The sequence below is a fragment of the Bradyrhizobium commune genome (assembly GCF_015624505.1).
Taxonomy (GTDB): domain Bacteria; phylum Pseudomonadota; class Alphaproteobacteria; order Rhizobiales; family Xanthobacteraceae; genus Bradyrhizobium; species Bradyrhizobium commune.
The window spans coordinates 6,377,221-6,393,757 of record NZ_CP061379.1 but is presented as its reverse complement, the minus strand read 5'-3'; the positions used below and the strand labels follow the sequence as shown (position 1 = coordinate 6,393,757).

Genomic DNA, 16,537 nt, shown 5'->3' with positions numbered 1-16,537 from the left:
GAGTGAATTCCGGTGTGATCCGCCTGCGGCCAGACCGGCGTGCGGTTAGCCCCGATATTGGTATTTCAAATACTGATAATAAGCTGGAGTTTATTGCGCAAATATAGCCCATAAGCCACCGTGCGCAATCTTGAGGCTCGGTCTCCGAACGCATCTTGGCGAGGCGGCCTTGGCCAAAACACAAAAGGTGGGGAATTCCCGTGGATCCGGCACAACAAGGCGCGCGGCCGTCGCTTGATGACCGCTACGCAGTCGAAGATGGCCAATTGTTTTTGACCGGCAACCAAGCCCTCGTGCGGATGTTGGTCGAGCAGATGCGGGGCGACCACGCTGCAGGTCTGCGCAGTCGAGCATTCGTGACCGGATACCCCGGCTCTCCGCTGGGGAGCATCGACATGGCGCTACAACAGGCGAAGAAGCAACTCGATGCCCACGGTATCACGCATCTTCCCGCGCAGAACGAGGAGTCCGCCGCATCGTCGCTGATGGGAACGCAGATGTTGGATGAGCACCCGCACCCCGATGTCGATGGGGTTGTGGGCTACTGGTATGGCAAGGGTCCGGGATTGGATCGGGCTGGCGACGCGCTCAAGCATGGCAACTTTGCCGGCACCAGCCAGCATGGCGCAGTTGTCCTTCTCAGCGGCGAGGATCACGAGGCGAAGAGCTCAACCGTCCCCTATCAGCAGGAATTTGCCTTCGAACATCACGGCATTCCGGTGCTCTACCCGGCTGATATCCAGGAGTTCCTGGATATGGGACTTCATGCCGCCGCGATGTCGCGCTTCAGCGGCTGCTGGGTGGCCCTTAAGCTCGTCGGCGCCCTCTGTGACGGGGGCGAGGTGGTGAGAGTCCACGGGACCGGAGTTCCGATCGTGATACCGGACCTGCAAGTCTCCGGTAAGCCGTTCGCGAAGGTTGCAAATCATCGGTTCTTTCCCGTGGTAAATGTCGAAACGGAGCGGAAGCTTTACGAGGAACGGCACGTCGCAGTGCAGGCCTATGGGCGAGCTAACACGCTCAACAAGATCATGGCGCAAGCACCGACTGACCGTATCGGCATCCTCAGCGCGGGAAAAAGTTGGTCGGACACCCTGCAGGCCTTGGAGGATCTAGGCTTTGGAGGAGATTTATCGTCGTCCGGTATTCGGCTCGGCAAGATCGGTTTGCTGTGTCCGCTCGACCGTGACTTCATCCAGGAATTTGCACGAGGTCTGACAACGATCATTGTCGTGGAAGAGAAACGGGACTTTTTGGAGCGGCAAGTCGCTGCGGCCGCAATCGGCTCCGGGGTAACGCGGGTTCTCGGCAAGAGGGACGAGAGCGGAGACATCCTCTTTCCGGTGCAGGGTGGGCTCAACAGCGATATGATAGCCGACGGATTGGCAAGAGTTCTCTCGACTGCGCGGAAGGCGACGGCAGCTTCCGCAGCACCGGCTCCCACAGCGACCGCCGCCGCCTTGCAAATCAAGCGAACCCCCAACTACTGTTCTGGCTGCCCCCACAATGCTTCGACTCTTCTAGCCCCCGGCCAGGTCGCCTGGGGCGCGCCCGGCTGTCATCTCTTTGCGGCCCTGATGGACAAACCCCAAAAGCGTGTCGAGGCAACTACGCAGTTGGGCGGGGAAGGCCTCCCATGGATCGGATTGGCGCCGTACACCAGCCGCCACCACATCGTGCAAAATCTGGGCGACGGCGCGCTGTTTCATTCCAGCTATCAAAACATTCGGTATGCCGCCACGACGGGCGTCAACATCACCTTCAAGATCCTTCTCAATGGAGTGCTCGCCAACACCGGAGGCCAGGAGGCCGTGTCCGTGACGACGGTGAGCGACCTCCTCAGTCACCTCTCCCTGGAGAAGATCTCGAAGATCGTTCTCATCACCAAGGAGCCGGAGCGATACCGAGGCGTGACGTTTCCTTCGGGCGTGACGCGACGACCCCTGGACGACCTCGAGAGCACGATGGCGGAGTTGGCCGCCATTCCCGGCGTTACGATCGTCATCTACGACGGGATGTGCGCCAACGAGCGCAGACGGAGGCAGAAGCGTGGATTGCTGCCGCCGCCATCGCGATTTACGTTCGTGAACGAGGACGTCTGTGAGAATTGTGGTGACTGCGGTGTCAAGGCAAACTGCATGTCACTACAAAAGGTTGAAACCGAATTCGGCCTCAAGACCCAGATCCATCAATCGTCCTGCAATCAGGATCAAGCGTGTGTCGCCGGAGATTGTCCTTCGTTCGTCACGGTTGATGCGCCGTCCGGCGCAGCTCTCCGCAAACCGTCCTCGTCTGAGATCGACGCGTCCATGTTGGTCGATCTGCCGCCCGCTCAGCTCGAAAAGCCGTTCAATGTCTATATCCCAGGCCTGGGTGGTACCGGCGTCTTGACTGCCAGTGCGATACTCGCACAGGCAGCGGCGCTTGATGGCCTCAACGTCAAAACCTATGACCAGACGGGCGCCGCCCAGAAATGGGGGCCCGTGCTCTCGAGCCTCGTTCTCTCTCCTCGCGGAATTGCGCCGCCGACGAACACGGTCGGACGCGGAAAGGCGGATCTTTATCTGGCGCTCGATCTTCTCGCTGCTGTCGAGCCTGCGAATCTCGCGCGGTGCAATAGCAATCGCACCAGAGCCGTCATGAACACCAGCGTGCTCCCTAACGGCGAAATGATCCGCGATGTCCGGGTGCAGGTATCTGCCGAGCGGCTTTGCGAAACCATCGGCTCGGCGACGAATGGGACGGCGGCCGTCGCGATCGATGCGCGTCGAATTGCCGAGTCTCTGTTCGGCGATTACCTGATGACGAACATGGTCGCGATCGGTGCGGCTCATCAAGCAGGCTGGCTACCAATCTCCGCCGCCTCGATAGAGGCGGCAATCGCCCTGAACGGCACTCAGGCAAAGGCCAACATACACGCCTTCAGGGCAGGCCGGCTATCGCAGAGCAATCCCGATACACTCGTCCGGATGGTGCGTCCTCGGGCCCCGCTGCTTTCGAACCGGCTGGAACAACAAGAGCGTCGATCCGGACCCAAGGCCGTGAAGATGTGGAAAGACGTCCTTGCGGCAAATTCCTGGATGGATTCCACGACCAGAGACTTGATCGAGAAACGCTTCATGGACTTGGTCGACTATCAGGACCTCGACTACGCCAGAAAATATTTGCACGAGATTCTGCGCATTGCGGAAGCAGAACGAGCCGGAATGGGGGAAGCGTTCGATGCCACTATCGTTCGGATCGCAGCCCGCAGCCTGCACCGGCTCATGGCGTACAAGGATGAGTATGAGGTCGCGCGCCTGCTTACACAATCGAGCTTCGAAGACAGGTTGCGAGCAATGTTCACGGGACCTGTTCGCATAAGCTACAACCTTCAGCCCCCCCTCGCGCGCCAGATCGGCGTCCGGCGCAAGGTGAGGTTCGGCACCTGGTTCAAGCCAGCCATGACCGTTTTGGCGCGCCTGAAGTTTCTGCGCGGCACGCCCTTCGATCCTTTTGGTCGGCTTGCCGTCCGACGCGAGGAGCGGGAGTTGATCCGCTGGTACATGGATCTGATCGACCAGGCGGTTTCGCTCCTGCATGGCCAAGACTTGTCGACAGTCGCGGCGATTCTGGCTCTGCCGGAGGAAATTCGCGGATATGAACAGATCAAGTCGACGGCTGCCGCAAGGGCTGAAGTCCGGGCTCGCGAATTGCTGGGATCGGTGAGGCCTGACATTCCCAGCGAAGCCAAGACCGCAGCCTTGGTGGCTGCTCGGTAGTCGTCGTAGGTTGGCTCTCAGGGCGAAAAGGATACCCCGTCGGAAACGCGGCTTCGGCGGGGCGTGGGAGGTAGCATGACGTGGCCAGTCAAGGTTTCATGCTGCGGGCTGTGTTCGAACCTCTAAGCTGAACGATGCGCTCATACATTCGGCTGAGCGTCCGGCGCGTTGTTTCGACGTCCTTGGCTGGTAGTCCTTCCAGGATCGCAGCCTCATATTCGAGGGCTCTGGGCGTAAGCGATTCCACGAGATCCCTGCCGCGATTTGCCAGAGAGACCACGATTTCGCGTTTGCTCTGCTTTGAGCGAGTTTTAGTGATAAGACGCCGGCGGCCCATGGCCTCCGTGGTTCGCGAGAGCGTCGATGCGTCGATGCTCGTGTGAAGTGAAAGATCGATCAGCTTCTGCTCTCCGAAGTCGTGCAGGATCGTTAGCACTCTCCAGTTCGCAATTGTGAGATCATACTCGGCCAGATCGCGCGAGAAGAGCTCATTGATCGCCGACGCCAGCCGGTTCGTGAGATAAGGTATCCTCTCCTCAAGAGAGTAGTTGAGATTCATCATCTGCGGTCATTTCGAAAACCGCAGATTAGTCACAGGACCCGAGCGAGGCAAGTCGCAGGGGGCGCTTGTCGCGGAAGCGTCAGACATCGGTGGGGATAACGGGCCGATCCCGAATGCTCGGATCATGCCTTGTCTTCGCGGAACAGTCCCAACTTCTCGTGCACAGGGCGGTCTGAGAAGGAGAAAAGGACACAATCTCCCTTTGAAGCGCGAATGCTATAGCGGGACCATCCAGGCATCGCGAAGATGTCGTTCGGTCTCATCGTAACGGGCAGTTGTCCCTCGGCCGTAAACTCGGCTTCGCCCTCCATGAGTACGAAAACGGCGCTGTCAGTCGAGCGGTAGGATCGCGTTGAGAAGCCCTCCGGCAACAATCTCATGCTTGTCCCGAGTGTAGGCATGACCCAGTCTCCGTTCACCGGATTCACATACCGGAGACAGATTCCGAAATGAGGATCGGCTTCGTCGTTCTGGGACAGCTTGTGCAGCGCCTCTCGCGTCCTCGAATACGGATAGTTGAACACAGGCGAAGTTAGAGAGCCGGGGACATGTCCCACCGGCAGCAGCCCACTTCCGAACCTCGCCTCGGAATAACCCTCAGGCCTGGACGACGTCTGCGCCGTGTCGGCGTGCTCTTCTCTGAATCCGGTCTTCAGGAATCCCACCAGCGGAACGTCGAGCCCGTCCATCCAGATCACCGGACCGACGCCGTCGTGCCCGTGATCATGCCAGGTCCAGTAGGGGGTCAGGATGAGATCGCCCCGATGCATGGTCGTCCTTTCGCCGGAGACGGCAGTGAAGCCGCCTTCGCCTTCCAGAACGAAGCGCAGCGCCGATTGGGTATGGCGGTGTGCGGGCGCGATCTCACCGGGCAGGATGAGTTGCAATCCCGCATACAGCGTATCCGTAATCTGCGACTTGCCGCGTAATCCGGGATTCTCGAGAACGAGAACTCTGCGTTCAGCTTCTTCGGCGCTGATCGCGGCTCCGGCCGCCAGCAGGTGCGGCCGAACGGTCGTCCACGACCATTGGAATGGCACCGCGAACGGCCGCGGGTCAGTCGGTACGAGACCTTTAAGAACCTCCCACAGAGGCGCCAGATTGAGTGTGTCGAGCTCCTTGTAGAAGGCCGCCCGATCGATGCTGTTTTTGAGGTGGGGCTCGTTCATCGCAACTGTTCTTTCATTCGCCGGCGTGACCATTAGAGTTTCACCTTCTTATCTCCAAGCCGATCCGCGATGACTGTGCGCAGTGCGGCGCGATCGAGTTTGCCCACGCGTGTCGTTGGGAACGCGTCGATTGGCTCGATCCGCTCCGGCAGCTTGAATTTTGCAAGTCCGCGCTCGAGGAGAAATAGGCCGAGGCCTTCAACCGACGGCAGCGGTCGCCCTGGCTTCTGAATCAAGAAGGCGCACGCCTTCTCGCCGTAGACCTCGTCGGGCATCGCCACGACCTTGCCGTCGGCGATGTCGGGGTGAAGCGCGATCAAGCGTTCGATATCTTCGGTCCCGAACTTCTCGCCGCCGCGATTTATGTTGTCGCGAGTTCGACCTTCGAAAGCATAGGCGACGCGACCATCGAGCTCGACACGTCGCACCATGTCAGCCGACCTGAAGAATCCAAGGCTGGTGAGGCACTCGGCCGATAGTTCGGGCGCCGCGAAATAGCCCCTCAACGAAGATGGCCCCCTGAAGCAGAGTTCTCCGACTTCGCCGGGGCCAACCTCGTCCTCGGAATCAGGGCGCAACAGCCTGACTTCGTCGAAATCCGAGCAGGGCGCCCCCACGGTTCCGTGCCGCAGCGAGGGCGGGTCGTCGAGCGTGCTCGTAAGAACGAGGCCCTCGGTGATGCCGAACATGTTGGTGGCGCGGACGCCGGTAGCGCGCTCGATCGCAGACGCGCCCTGCAACGTGAAGAAGAAGCGCAGCGAGGATAGGTCGAACTTGCCGATATCCTGAAAGGCGGCGATCGCTGGGGCGTGTGGGCCGATTGTGAAAGCATGGTTCACGCGCCATCGCTCGATCAGAGCAAAAAAGCGGGCCGGATCCCAACGTGGCATGAGCACGGTCGTGCAGCCGTAAATCACCGTTCTGAGCAGCGCAAACATCATGCCGGCGTTGTGCATCAGCGGCAGCGCCCAAATCCCCACATCGCCCGTGCGCATGCGATACCTGTCGCACCACAAGCGCACGTGTCCCATATACTCAGCGTGAAACCGTGGGATAATCTTCGGTATCCCGGTCGATCCTCCGGAAAGCTGAAGCACCGCCACATCCTCGCTGCCGGTCGGTACGGCCCTCCGCATCCGGTCGCCGGAGTTCGACAGTTCCGACATGCCAATCGTGTCCGGTTCGCCTCGGCCGCCCGCGACGAACACGCGCGGTATCGATCTCCGTCGCGCCATGTGCTTTGCAAACCCAACCAGATCGAACGATCCGCCATCGCTCTGCACGAAGTAGGCGGACGGTCGTGTGAGGGTTGCCAACTGGTCTATCTCGAGCTCCCGGTATTGCGGGATGGTACAGACCGGTATCACGCCTGCCTTTAGACAGCCGAAAAAGGCGATGACCGTATCGAGCGTTGTTCCCATCTGAAACAGGGCACGATCGTTTACCTTTAGCCCGCTCTGAAGAAGTCCATTGGCCAAGGCATCGGCCCGGCGATCCAACTCACCGAATGTCAGGACGTCGTCGTCGCAGATGAAGGCGGGATCTTGCGGGTTGCCTTCGCCCCGGGCCCTCAACTGGTCATCGATCTTGCGATCGATCCAGGCACCCTGCGCGAAGTAGCGGGCGGCCATTGCTGCATCCGCGTAAACGACGCCTTCCAAGGGAAGCCGCGGACCTGTCATTCTCACTTCCTCCCTGAGCCTTGCCATTGGGTTTCCCGAAACGGAAGTCAGGCACCTTGACGTTCCCGTCACAGCAATATACTGCAAATGCATTAAATGCAAATGCAGCATTCGTCTGAATGCGGCTGGGGAGGGTGCCGGAATGAGAATTTGCAGATTCAACAACGACAGGATTGGCGTCATCGAAGGGTCCGGCCTGATCGATGTCAGCGACCTGTTGGATATGCGCCCGAAGTGGCCGTTGCCGCCCTGGGATTGGGTGGCACCGCAACTCGGCGCGCTGAGCAAGGACAAGTGGGCGGGCCGCACCTCGATCCCGCTTTCGGGTGTGCGCCTGGAAAGTCCGATCGCAAATCCCGGCAAGATCATCGGCGCGCCCATCAACTACAAGGCCCACATCGACGAGGCCAATGCGGACCGGGAGATCAACCAGGGAAAGACCTACACGTCCCTCGACGAGTTCGGTCTGTTTCTCAAGGCCGGAAGCTCTTTGATTGGGCCGTCGGACTCCATCCGGCCGCGGTTTCAGGACCGGAGAACGGATCACGAGGTCGAGCTGGCCGTGGTGATCGGAAAGAAGGCCAGCCGCGTACCCCGCGAAGAGGCCCTGAGTTTCGTGCTCGGCTACACGATCGGCCTCGACATTACTGTCCGAGGGAAGGAATTTCCGGGCTTCCGCAAGTCTCCTGACACCTTCGCCGTGCTCGGCCCATGGCTGGTGACGGCCGACGAGATTGCCGACCCGAACAAGCTCGACTTGTCGCTCAGCGTCAGCGGCGAGGTCAGGCAGAAATCAAACACGAGCCGGATGATCTTCGATGTTGCGCGCCTGATCGAGTACGCCTCGGCGTTCTACACGCTGTATCCGGGAGACGTCATCATGACCGGCACTCCGGAAGGTGTTGGACCGGTATCCCCCGGAGATCAGTTGGTCGCGGAGATCGATGGCATCGGGCAGCTCAACATCCAGGTCGGAGAGACGGCAAATTGACCGTGTATTCGTACGAGCGGCGATTGCAATGGAGTGAATGCGATCCTGGCGGGATCGTGTTCTTTCCGAACTATGCGAAGTGGGCGGTCGATGGCCTGAACGACATGTTGCAATCGTCTGGCTACGTCCCAAATCGCAAGCTCGCGCATGGGGAAATGGAAGGCATTCCGTGCGTCGAATTCAACATGCGGTTCTTTGGCGCGCCCGGCCTGCACGCGACGGTCCGGCACGAGATTGCCGTTATCCGCTCCGGAACGACCTCCTTCACCGTGCGTCACCGGTTCTGCTCCGAAAGCGGCACCTATGCTGAGATCCTCGACACCCGCGTGTGGTCGGTTCACGGCGAGGATGGACTTCGCAAAAGTCCTTTGCCGCCCGAGGTCGTCGCCATTCTGAATGATCATCTCGATCCGCCTAACCCGGAGTAGAAGTCATGCCAACCGGCGGTGCTCGCAACATCAAGATTCTCGGCGCCGGCCCGGCGGGGCTTTATGCCGCTTACAGGCTCAAGCGCCTGTTTCCCGAAGCGAACGTATCGGTGATCGAGCAAAACATGCCCGACGTGACGTTCGGCTTCGGCGTCGTCTTCTCCGCGCAGGGCCTCCAGTTCTTGGCCGACGATGACGCGGAGCTTGTCCGATCAATCTCGGCCGGATTGGAATCCTGGGAAGATATCGAGATCAGGGTCGGAGGCGAGCGGATCAGAATCGACGGGATCGGCTTCACGGCGATCAGCCGGGTAACGCTGCTGCGCATTCTGAACGAGAAAGTGCGGGAAGTGGGCATAATCCCGACCTTCGGAAAGTCGATCGCAGATCCCTCGGAGCTCGGCGAAGCGGATCTCATCGTGGCGGCCGACGGCGCGAATTCCGTGCTGCGAAGCCGGTATGAGGCGGAATTCGGCACGCGAGTCGATATGTTGACGAATTGGTTCGCGTGGTTCGGTGCCTCGCGGCCCTTTGATGCGTTGACCCAAACGTTCAAATTCACCGACCACGGGCCGTTCAACGCGCACCATTATCGGTTTTCGCCGACCCATAGCACTTTCCTGGTGGAAACCACGGCCGACAATTTCGAGCGCTGCGCTCTCGCAAGCCTCCCGCTCGAAGAGTCTCGTGTCCTCTGTGAACGGTTGTTCGCCGACGACCTCGACGGAGCCCAGTTGATTTCGAACCGGTCGATCTGGCGGCAGTTTCCGAAGATCACGAATGTCCGCTGGTTCCACAAGAATATTGTGCTGGTCGGCGACGCGCTTCGCACCGCGCACTACTCGATCGGCTCCGGTACGCGTCTCGCCCTCGAGGATGTCCAAGCCCTGGTCGGCGCGATTGCCTCGACCGATGGTGATATTGCAGCCGCCTTGCCTCTCTACGAGGAGCGGCGACGGCCCGTCGTGCAGAAGCTGCTCGATGCCGCGTCGAGAAGCGCGGATTGGTATGAGCACTTCGCTGAAAATATGAATCGTCCGGCCTGGGACTTCGCGATGGACTACATCAGTCGTTCCGGTCGCGTCGATCCGACTCGCCTCGCGTCGATCTGTCCCGCGTTCATCCGCGAATATGAGCGACGGAAGGCGCGCCGGCAGCCCGATGCCGGCACGGAAACGGGCGCGCATTCAAGCATCCCGTGACACCGTAGAGTATTCAATAAAAAATTAGGGGGAAACATGTCCACAAACGATCAAATAGCTGTCGCAGCGCCAAAGCTCATTACCGGGCAAGCTTCGAACGCTGACAAGGCGGCTCATCGCAAGCTCCTCATCGCTGGGGCAATCGGAACCACCATCGAGTGGTACGACTTCTTCATCTATGGGCTGATCGGGCCTCTGGCTTTCGAGCGGCTTTTCTTCCCGAAAGTCGACCCAACGGTGGGGACCATCGCCGTTTTTGCGACCTTCGCGGTTGGTTTCATCGCACGCCCGCTGGGCGGGCTGGTGTTCGGCCATTTCGGCGATCGCGTCGGTCGCAAATCGGTGTTGCTGACGACCATGCTGATCATGGGGTTGGCCACCATGCTGATCGGCTTTCTCCCCGCATATGAAGCCGTGGGTATCGCCACGACGGTAGCCCTCGTTTTCCTTCGCTTCCTGCAGGGATTTGCCCTCGGTGGCGAGTCCACCGCTGCCGGGCTCATGGCGATCGAGTCGGCGGAGAAGAAGTCGCGCGGATTGTCCGGATCCATCATTCAGGCGGCCGGGCCAATCGGGGTGGTGTTTGCATCGCTGTCGACACTGCTGATCACCAAACTGCCCGAAGCCGAACTGCTATCATGGGGCTGGCGCGTGCCGTTTGTGGCCAGCGGCATCCTGGTCGGTATCGGTCTCTACTTGCGCTACGGAATCGATGAATCGAGAACGTTCCGGGAATCCGCTGGCGTGTCGCAGTTGCCCGCACTCGAGGCGATGAAAAAACACACCAAACCGATCCTGATCGTATTCTTCATCGAACTTGCTCAAACGTCCTACTTCTATTTGACCGCGATCTTTACTCTTGCTTACGCGACCCGCGAGCTTGGGATTGCCCGCGACGTGCTTGCTCAAGCCGTTCTCATCGCCAACGTCTTTGGTCTCTTCCTGGTACCGTTGTTTGGGGCATGGTCGGACAAAATAGGACGAAAGCCGATCTACGCTGTCGGCCTGGCTGCAGCTGCGCTTTCCATGCTGGTGTTCTACCACGTTCTGGCCCTCCAGAGTCCGTTGCTGATAACCGTGGCTATCATCGTGGCGGCCGGCATCATCCACCCGATGATGTTTGGTCCCGAGGGAAGCTTCTTCCCCGAGCTGTTTCCGACGGCGGTCCGGTTTAGCGGCGTTTCGATCGGCAAACAGTTCGGCACAGTTCTTGGAGGCGGCATTGCACCGCTCGTAGCGGCGAGCCTGTACGCTCGTTACGGCACGACGACGGCGATCACCGCCTACTATTTCGTGCTTGCCGTCGGCGCGGGCATTGCGCTGACGGTTGCCGCCGAAACCAAGGATCGAACGCTCAACGACTGATCCGATGGCCAGGCCCGCGCATCCAGCCGGGCCGCGCCAAGTTGTTGCGCCGGCATATTGCTTTGCGTAGCGAACGGTCACGGCCGTTCACCAAAATGAGGGAGGTTGACATGGCTCGTCTGATGATCGTTGCGCTCGCGTGCCTAGCCTTTGGCCAGGCAAGGGCGGAGATATCGGGTAACGTGGTGCGCATAGGCGTGCTCAGCGATATCTCGGGGCTCTTCCAGGACACGACGGGCATGGGATCGGTAGAGGCGGCGCGCATGGCTGCCGAGGATTTCGCTGGCGGCGGGAAGAACATCAAGGTCGAGATCGTATACGCCGATCATCAGAACAAGGCTGATGTGGGCTCTACGATCGCGCGCAAATGGCTCGAGGTGGATGGCGTGGATGCGATCGTTGACGTGCCCAATTCGGCCGTTGGCCTCACCATCAATTCCCTGCTGCGCGACACACGCATGACGTTCCTGGCGTCTTCGACGGCGAGCTCCGACCTTACCGGCAAAGCCTGCTCACCGAATACGATTCAGTGGGTCAATGACGTGTGGGCTACCGGAAACGCGACCGCTGCGGCGATGATGGGACACGGCGGCGATAGCTGGTATTTCCTGACCGTGAACTTTGCGCTCGGTCAGGGCATAGAGGCGGAGGCGACGAGGTACATCGAGAACCACGGCGGCAAGGTTCTGGGCTCCAGCAAACATCCCCTAAATACGTCGGACTTTGCGTCGCTGTTGCTCCAGGCGCAGGGATCAGGAGCCAAGGTGATTGGGCTCGCCAACTCCGGCGGCGATACAGTGAACGCGGTGAAACAGGCGGCCGAATTTGGGATCCAGCAAAATGGCCAATCCCTCGTCGCGTTCCTGGTGTTCGTAAATGATGTGCACGGAATGGGATTGAAAGTGGCGCAGGGGTTGCAACTGCTCGAGGCCTTCTATTGGGACATGAATGACGATACGCGTGCGTTCGCCAAGCGGTTCGCCGCAAGACCGGGCATGAACGGCAAGATGCCGAGCGGAAACCAGGCCGGCGTCTATGCGTCAACGCTCGCCTATCTCAATGCGGTCGCCGCGATCGGAAGCGACGACGCCAAGGAAGCCGTGCCACAGATGAAGAAATTCGAAGGCAAGGACAAGCTGTTTGGCGACATCACCATCCGGCAGGACGGCCGCGTCATTCACCCGATGTATCTGTTCGAGGTGAAAAAACCTGCGGAATCCAAGTATCCCTACGATTACTACAAGCTCATTTCGACCATTCCAGCCGACCGGGCATTTCGGCCTATGGCGGAAGGAGGGTGCGCTCTGGTTCGGTAGAGAGGGCTCCTAGAGCTTCAGACGAGTCGGGCAGTCGAAACTGAGTAGACCGCCTGATGACAGGCTCAACGGAATCCCATGTCCGGCTTCCTGCCTTGATTCAGAGCCAATTCATGCGCGCCGCGGCTGCAATTCTTTCACTGTCGCCGCAAGCCAGAAGGTCGATAAGCAGACCGCGGATCGTTGCAAGGACGAGGGTGGCTCGTGCCTCGGCCTTGGTCTGGGTGACATGAACCTGAGCATCTACTAGCAAGTTCAGCCAGTCCTGGGCCGCTTCCGCGGCGAAGCCCGCCCAGGGACCGGGTTCATGGCTGAGAGAAAGCATAAAAGCTTCGTATGTGAGCCGGACCATGGGGCGCTGTTCGGGTGCGGACAGCCACGTCCATAGGCGTGCGGCCGTTCCCTCGAGGCCGTGGGCCTGGCCCTTAACTTGAAACGCGGAAGCCAATTGCGCGATCTGCTCGCTTCGTGCCCGAGCTAAGACTTCGCGCAGCAGGTTATCTTTGCTGCCGAATAAATAGAGAAGCACCCGGGGGCTGGAGCCGATCGCGGCAGCCAGAGGGCGCAAAGACAATCCGTTGAGGCCATGACCAAGAACATAGGCATAGCTGGCGTCGAGCAACTCTGCGCGGCGCGGCGACGGTTCGTCCGTCACTGCTTCAGTCGTGGCCACCTTGCGCTCCTGTCGTACTTGCTGTAGATAACTGAAACAGTCGTTTCAGTCGAGGTGTCGGATGGCCCGCTGCGTGAATTTCTCGCTCGCCGGCCGCACCGCCTTAGTGACGGGGTCGGTGCGGGGGCTCGGACTGGAGATGGCGCGCGGCCTCGCCGAGGCGGACGCCCGGGTGATTTTGAATGGACGCGAGCCCGCCGCGCTGGATGTGGTCGTCGCCAAATTGCGAGCGGAGGGTTTGGACGTTCACGGTGCTCCGTTCGACGTCACGCTGCGCGACACCCCGCAGCAGGTGATTCCCGGACTCGGAGACATCGACATCCTGGTGAACAATGTGGGCCAACGCGACCGTCGGGGGTTCGATGACATGTCGCCGGATGAATTCGGCCGCATGCTCGACGGTCACATGGTTTCCGCCTACGCGATGAGCCAGGCGATTGCCCGTGCATTGATCCATCGCGGCGCGTCGGGTCGGATCATCAACGTTTCCTCCGTGATCGGACGTCTCGGCCGTGCCGGAGACGTCGGCTATCCGGCGGCAAAGGCTGGGCTGGACGGCCTCACCCGCGCACTCTCCGTCGATCTCGGCCGCCACGGGATAACTGTCAACTCCGTCGCGCCTGGAACATTTGCCACCGAGGTCAATGCCGACCTCGCCAAGGATCCGGAGTGGACTGGCTGGCTGAAGACCCGTACCGCGCTCGGCCGTTGGGGGAAGCCCGAAGAAATTGCCGGGGTCGTGGTCTTCCTTGCCAGCGATGCCGCTTCTTTCGTCACCGGCCAGAGCATCGCCGTGGACGGCGGCATCACTACGACCTTCTGATCTGGAAATTTGCCGTTTCATTTTCGATCGCCTCCGCCTCAGTCCGGAAGGTGTCATTTCGGTCTATCACGTCCGCACCAGGCAAGTATCTTTTCTCTGCTCCACGCCGCGCCACTACGCTGCCTGAATACTTGCTGATCACCGCCATCTATCGGCGCTTCGGCCTCAACGACCGCCAGAGCGAGATCCTCGCGGCCATCCTGGCGACGGGAAGCTCTCCGCCTGCACGCGATCCGAGCGCCAGCCCGTCAAGGCGTCCGTCATGAACGCATTCGCCTCGCCTTCGGGCGTGGCGCCAACCAATTCGGAAAGGCAGCCCGTGACCCCGAGCCGACATCAACGCCGCTCGCATTCACATCGCTGTTGCCTCAGTGTTCTAGCCTGCTCCCATAGGGGTAGGAGGCCAGCATGGCCCGCATCGTCGTTCTATCGGACATTCACCTTTCTCCGACACATGGTTTCTTCTGGGAGAACTGGTGCGTGGCGCGCGAATTTGCCGACGGCGCGAATGGCGATGCGGTGATCGTCAATGGCGACCTCGCGATCAACGGACCTGACAGTGACGCCGAGATCGCCTTCGCGGCCACCGCGCTGGCGAAACTGCGCACTCGTGTCATGGCGCTGCCTGGCAACCACGACGTCGGCGACGAGCCACCCGGCCAGGATACTGAACAGATCATCGACGCAGATCGGCTCGCACGGTGGGACAGCTCTTTTGTTATCGATCGCTGGACCCTGGATGCCGGTGGTTGGCGCCTGCTCGGTGTCAACGCGCAGCTCTTCGGCTCGGGGCTGGTGCGGGAACACGCACAGGACCAGTGGCTCAGCGAGCAGTTGAGTGCCGCCGGACGTCCCACCGCGCTCTTCCTGCACAAACCTCTCTTCCTCGAACATCCAACCGACGATGACGTGAGTCCGTCGTGCATGGTGCCGTCGGTTCGGACGCGACTGCTCAACAAGCTCAATCAGTCCGACGTGCGTCTGATCGTCAGCGGTCACCTGCATCAGCATCGCGACCGCACAGTCGGCGATCAGAGGCATCTATGGGTACCTGCTGTCGCCTTTGCCGCCCCGCAGGCGCATGGCGGCGATGGCCGTTGCGGCGTCACGGTCCTCGATTTCTCGCAAGACGATGTCCAGGTCACAATCGAGCGGCCGAGCGGGCTGATCTCGCACGACTTAGCCGCGATCAAAGGGCACGGCCGCTATCGGTTCCTGCGCGATATGCCGCCTTCTCCTCCGCCCCACGCTGGTTGATGTGGGCTCGCGCCTGCTCCCCGCGTAAGGAAATTCCTGTGTGGTCACTTGGTCGCCAAAGATTCCGAGTCTCTAAGCGCAACGATCGATTAGTTCCGTCCCTTTGGTTGACTTGGCCAATAGTCCGGCAATTTCTGGACGAGCCATCTGACAAGAGCCGCATTGACCTCTGCGGGCTTCTCCTGGGCCATCCAGTGCCCAGACTTCACCACGACTTCGGTAAGATTGCTACAGTCGCGCCGCATCGGCTCGGCGAATCTCGATGTTATGGTCTCGCAGTCGTAGTCGTACGCGGCGTGCAAGAACAGCACCGGCATGGAAAGCTTGCCGTCGTTTACCGCTCGCGCCGCGTAGGCGGCATTATCGGCGTCGTAGTTCACGTACCAGGAGGTCGCGCCGAAGAAGCCGTTGCGGATGAGCGCCGACGTATAGGTCTCAAGGTCCTGCTCGCTGATGATGTCAGAATCGCGCGGCAGGTCGGGACACGGTGCGCCGCTGAACCAGCCGCTAACCTTGAGCACGGACGCAGAGGGTGCAGGCTTGCCGGCGCCATTGGGTTTTCCCTTGCGGAATACGACCTTGACGACGTCGCGCGTATTGGCATCGAACCATGCACACGCCCGGTCGAAGCTTTCTTGGTAGAACAAGATGTAGTCCCACTGGCCCACGGGATACTCGGCTTCGGGATAGGTCCTACGATCGACAAGAGGGACGAGATTGTCGAGCGTGAAGCCCTGCGCAATGTAAGGGATAGTGAGGTTTGCCACACCCACTGTCTTGTCGGGATGGTGCGCGGCCAAGTTCCACACGACTATGCTGCCCGAATCGTGGCCAATCCAGACAGCCCGGTCACGTCCCAGCGCCGCCAGGAGCTCTAGCATGTCCTGCACGATCTCTTCCTGGGCGAAGTCCTGGTGACGCGCATAGGTGCTTGAGCGGCCATAGCTGCGCATGTCGGGCGCAACGCAACGAAAGCCCAAGGACGCGAAGGTCGGTAGCTGATGTCGCCACGAGAGCGAGAGTTCGGGCCATCCGTGACAAAGGATCAGCAACGGTCCTGCTTCCGGTCCGCAGGCGAGATAGCACGTGGTGTGGCGAGCCGTCTTGACGGTGTGGTCTGTAACGGGGAATGCCATGGTGAGCGTCCTATGAATATCGATACCGGGCATAAGTGACCTTCGTGTGAACTGAACAACGACGTGTGCGCGGCATTGTCGATGCAACAATCTGCAAAGTGGCGTTAGAGCGTTCGCGAGTTTGATCGGTGCAGGATCGCAGCACTTGGGGCCGAGGCCGCCGCGGTCGAGC

13 protein-coding genes are annotated in these 16,537 nt (G+C 60.3%); 8 read left to right on the top strand and 5 right to left on the bottom strand.

Annotated elements, in window-relative coordinates:
• Window positions 1-200 precede the first annotated feature (200 nt).
• The gene (locus IC761_RS29955) at window positions 201-3,761 is read left to right on the top strand and encodes an indolepyruvate ferredoxin oxidoreductase family protein (RefSeq protein WP_195800255.1); all 3,561 of its coding nucleotides are present in this window, start codon (window positions 201-203) and stop codon (window positions 3,759-3,761) included.
• An 88-nt stretch (window positions 3,762-3,849) separates the two neighbouring features.
• Here IC761_RS29955 and IC761_RS29950 read toward each other — a convergent pair whose 3' ends face one another.
• The 3 genes from IC761_RS29950 to IC761_RS29940 form a co-directional block, all read right to left on the bottom strand.
• A complete protein-coding gene (locus tag IC761_RS29950; protein ID WP_195800254.1) occupies window positions 3,850-4,323 on the bottom strand; it encodes a MarR family winged helix-turn-helix transcriptional regulator in 474 nt (157 codons plus the stop codon).
• A gap of 122 nt (window positions 4,324-4,445) precedes the next feature.
• Window positions 4,446-5,525, bottom strand: a complete 1,080-nt coding sequence (gene gtdA / locus IC761_RS29945; protein ID WP_246791361.1) for a gentisate 1,2-dioxygenase — start codon at window positions 5,523-5,525, stop codon at window positions 4,446-4,448.
• On the bottom strand, window positions 5,525-7,123 hold the full coding sequence (locus IC761_RS29940) for an AMP-binding protein (protein WP_210338493.1): 1,599 nt from the start codon (window positions 7,121-7,123) through the stop codon (window positions 5,525-5,527). The genes gtdA and IC761_RS29940 overlap by 1 nt, the downstream gene beginning before the upstream one ends.
• A gap of 193 nt (window positions 7,124-7,316) precedes the next feature.
• On the opposite strand from IC761_RS29940, the gene IC761_RS29935 reads away from it, so the two are divergent.
• The 5 genes from IC761_RS29935 (at window position 7,317) to IC761_RS29915 (ending at window position 12,476) form a co-directional block, all read left to right on the top strand.
• Window positions 7,317-8,165 carry a fumarylacetoacetate hydrolase family protein gene (locus IC761_RS29935; protein ID WP_195800252.1) on the top strand — a complete coding sequence of 283 codons (849 nt, stop codon included), beginning with the start codon at window positions 7,317-7,319 and terminating at the stop codon, window positions 8,163-8,165.
• A 2-nt stretch (window positions 8,166-8,167) separates the two neighbouring features.
• A complete protein-coding gene (locus IC761_RS29930) occupies window positions 8,168-8,593 on the top strand; it encodes an acyl-CoA thioesterase (RefSeq protein ID WP_195800251.1) in 426 nt (141 codons plus the stop codon).
• A 5-nt stretch (window positions 8,594-8,598) separates the two neighbouring features.
• Complete coding sequence (locus IC761_RS29925) at window positions 8,599-9,795, top strand: FAD-dependent monooxygenase (protein ID WP_195800250.1); 1,197 nt, start codon at window positions 8,599-8,601, stop codon at window positions 9,793-9,795.
• 36 nt (window positions 9,796-9,831) lie between these two features.
• Complete coding sequence (locus tag IC761_RS29920) at window positions 9,832-11,160, top strand: MFS transporter (protein WP_195800249.1); 1,329 nt, start codon at window positions 9,832-9,834, stop codon at window positions 11,158-11,160.
• Window positions 11,161-11,270: 110 nt separating this feature from the next.
• On the top strand, window positions 11,271-12,476 hold the full coding sequence (locus tag IC761_RS29915; protein WP_195800248.1) for an ABC transporter substrate-binding protein: 1,206 nt from the start codon (window positions 11,271-11,273) through the stop codon (window positions 12,474-12,476).
• A gap of 100 nt (window positions 12,477-12,576) precedes the next feature.
• On the opposite strand, the gene IC761_RS29910 is transcribed toward IC761_RS29915, so the two are convergent.
• Window positions 12,577-13,149 carry a TetR family transcriptional regulator gene (locus IC761_RS29910; RefSeq protein ID WP_195800247.1) on the bottom strand — a complete coding sequence of 191 codons (573 nt, stop codon included), beginning with the start codon at window positions 13,147-13,149 and terminating at the stop codon, window positions 12,577-12,579.
• Window positions 13,150-13,210: 61 nt separating this feature from the next.
• Between IC761_RS29910 and IC761_RS29905 the strand changes: the two genes are divergently transcribed.
• Complete coding sequence (locus IC761_RS29905) at window positions 13,211-13,972, top strand: SDR family oxidoreductase (protein ID WP_195800246.1); 762 nt, start codon at window positions 13,211-13,213, stop codon at window positions 13,970-13,972.
• Between the two features lie 408 nt (window positions 13,973-14,380).
• A complete protein-coding gene (locus tag IC761_RS29900; RefSeq protein ID WP_195800245.1) occupies window positions 14,381-15,229 on the top strand; it encodes a metallophosphoesterase family protein in 849 nt (282 codons plus the stop codon).
• A gap of 89 nt (window positions 15,230-15,318) precedes the next feature.
• Here IC761_RS29900 and IC761_RS29895 read toward each other — a convergent pair whose 3' ends face one another.
• Window positions 15,319-16,365, bottom strand: a complete 1,047-nt coding sequence (locus IC761_RS29895; protein ID WP_195800244.1) for an alpha/beta fold hydrolase — start codon at window positions 16,363-16,365, stop codon at window positions 15,319-15,321.
• Between the last annotated feature and the right edge of the window lie 172 nt (window positions 16,366-16,537).

What these genes read in the sequence shown, in the direction of transcription:
- IC761_RS29940 (WP_210338493.1), bottom strand. Translation starts at nt 7,123, where the DNA reads ATGGCCGCCCGCTACTTCGCGCAGGGTGCCTGGATCGATCGCAAGATC.
- IC761_RS29950 (WP_195800254.1), bottom strand. Translation starts at nt 4,323, where the DNA reads ATGATGAATCTCAACTACTCTCTTGAGGAGAGGATACCTTATCTCACG.
- IC761_RS29920 (WP_195800249.1), top strand. Translation starts at nt 9,832, where the DNA reads ATGTCCACAAACGATCAAATAGCTGTCGCAGCGCCAAAGCTCATTACC.
- IC761_RS29905 (WP_195800246.1), top strand. Translation starts at nt 13,211, where the DNA reads ATGGCCCGCTGCGTGAATTTCTCGCTCGCCGGCCGCACCGCCTTAGTG.
- IC761_RS29915 (WP_195800248.1), top strand. Translation starts at nt 11,271, where the DNA reads ATGGCTCGTCTGATGATCGTTGCGCTCGCGTGCCTAGCCTTTGGCCAG.
- IC761_RS29925 (WP_195800250.1), top strand. Translation starts at nt 8,599, where the DNA reads ATGCCAACCGGCGGTGCTCGCAACATCAAGATTCTCGGCGCCGGCCCG.
- IC761_RS29900 (WP_195800245.1), top strand. Translation starts at nt 14,381, where the DNA reads ATGGCCCGCATCGTCGTTCTATCGGACATTCACCTTTCTCCGACACAT.
- IC761_RS29895 (WP_195800244.1), bottom strand. Translation starts at nt 16,365, where the DNA reads ATGGCATTCCCCGTTACAGACCACACCGTCAAGACGGCTCGCCACACC.
- gtdA (WP_246791361.1), bottom strand. Translation starts at nt 5,525, where the DNA reads ATGGTCACGCCGGCGAATGAAAGAACAGTTGCGATGAACGAGCCCCAC.
- IC761_RS29935 (WP_195800252.1), top strand. Translation starts at nt 7,317, where the DNA reads ATGAGAATTTGCAGATTCAACAACGACAGGATTGGCGTCATCGAAGGG.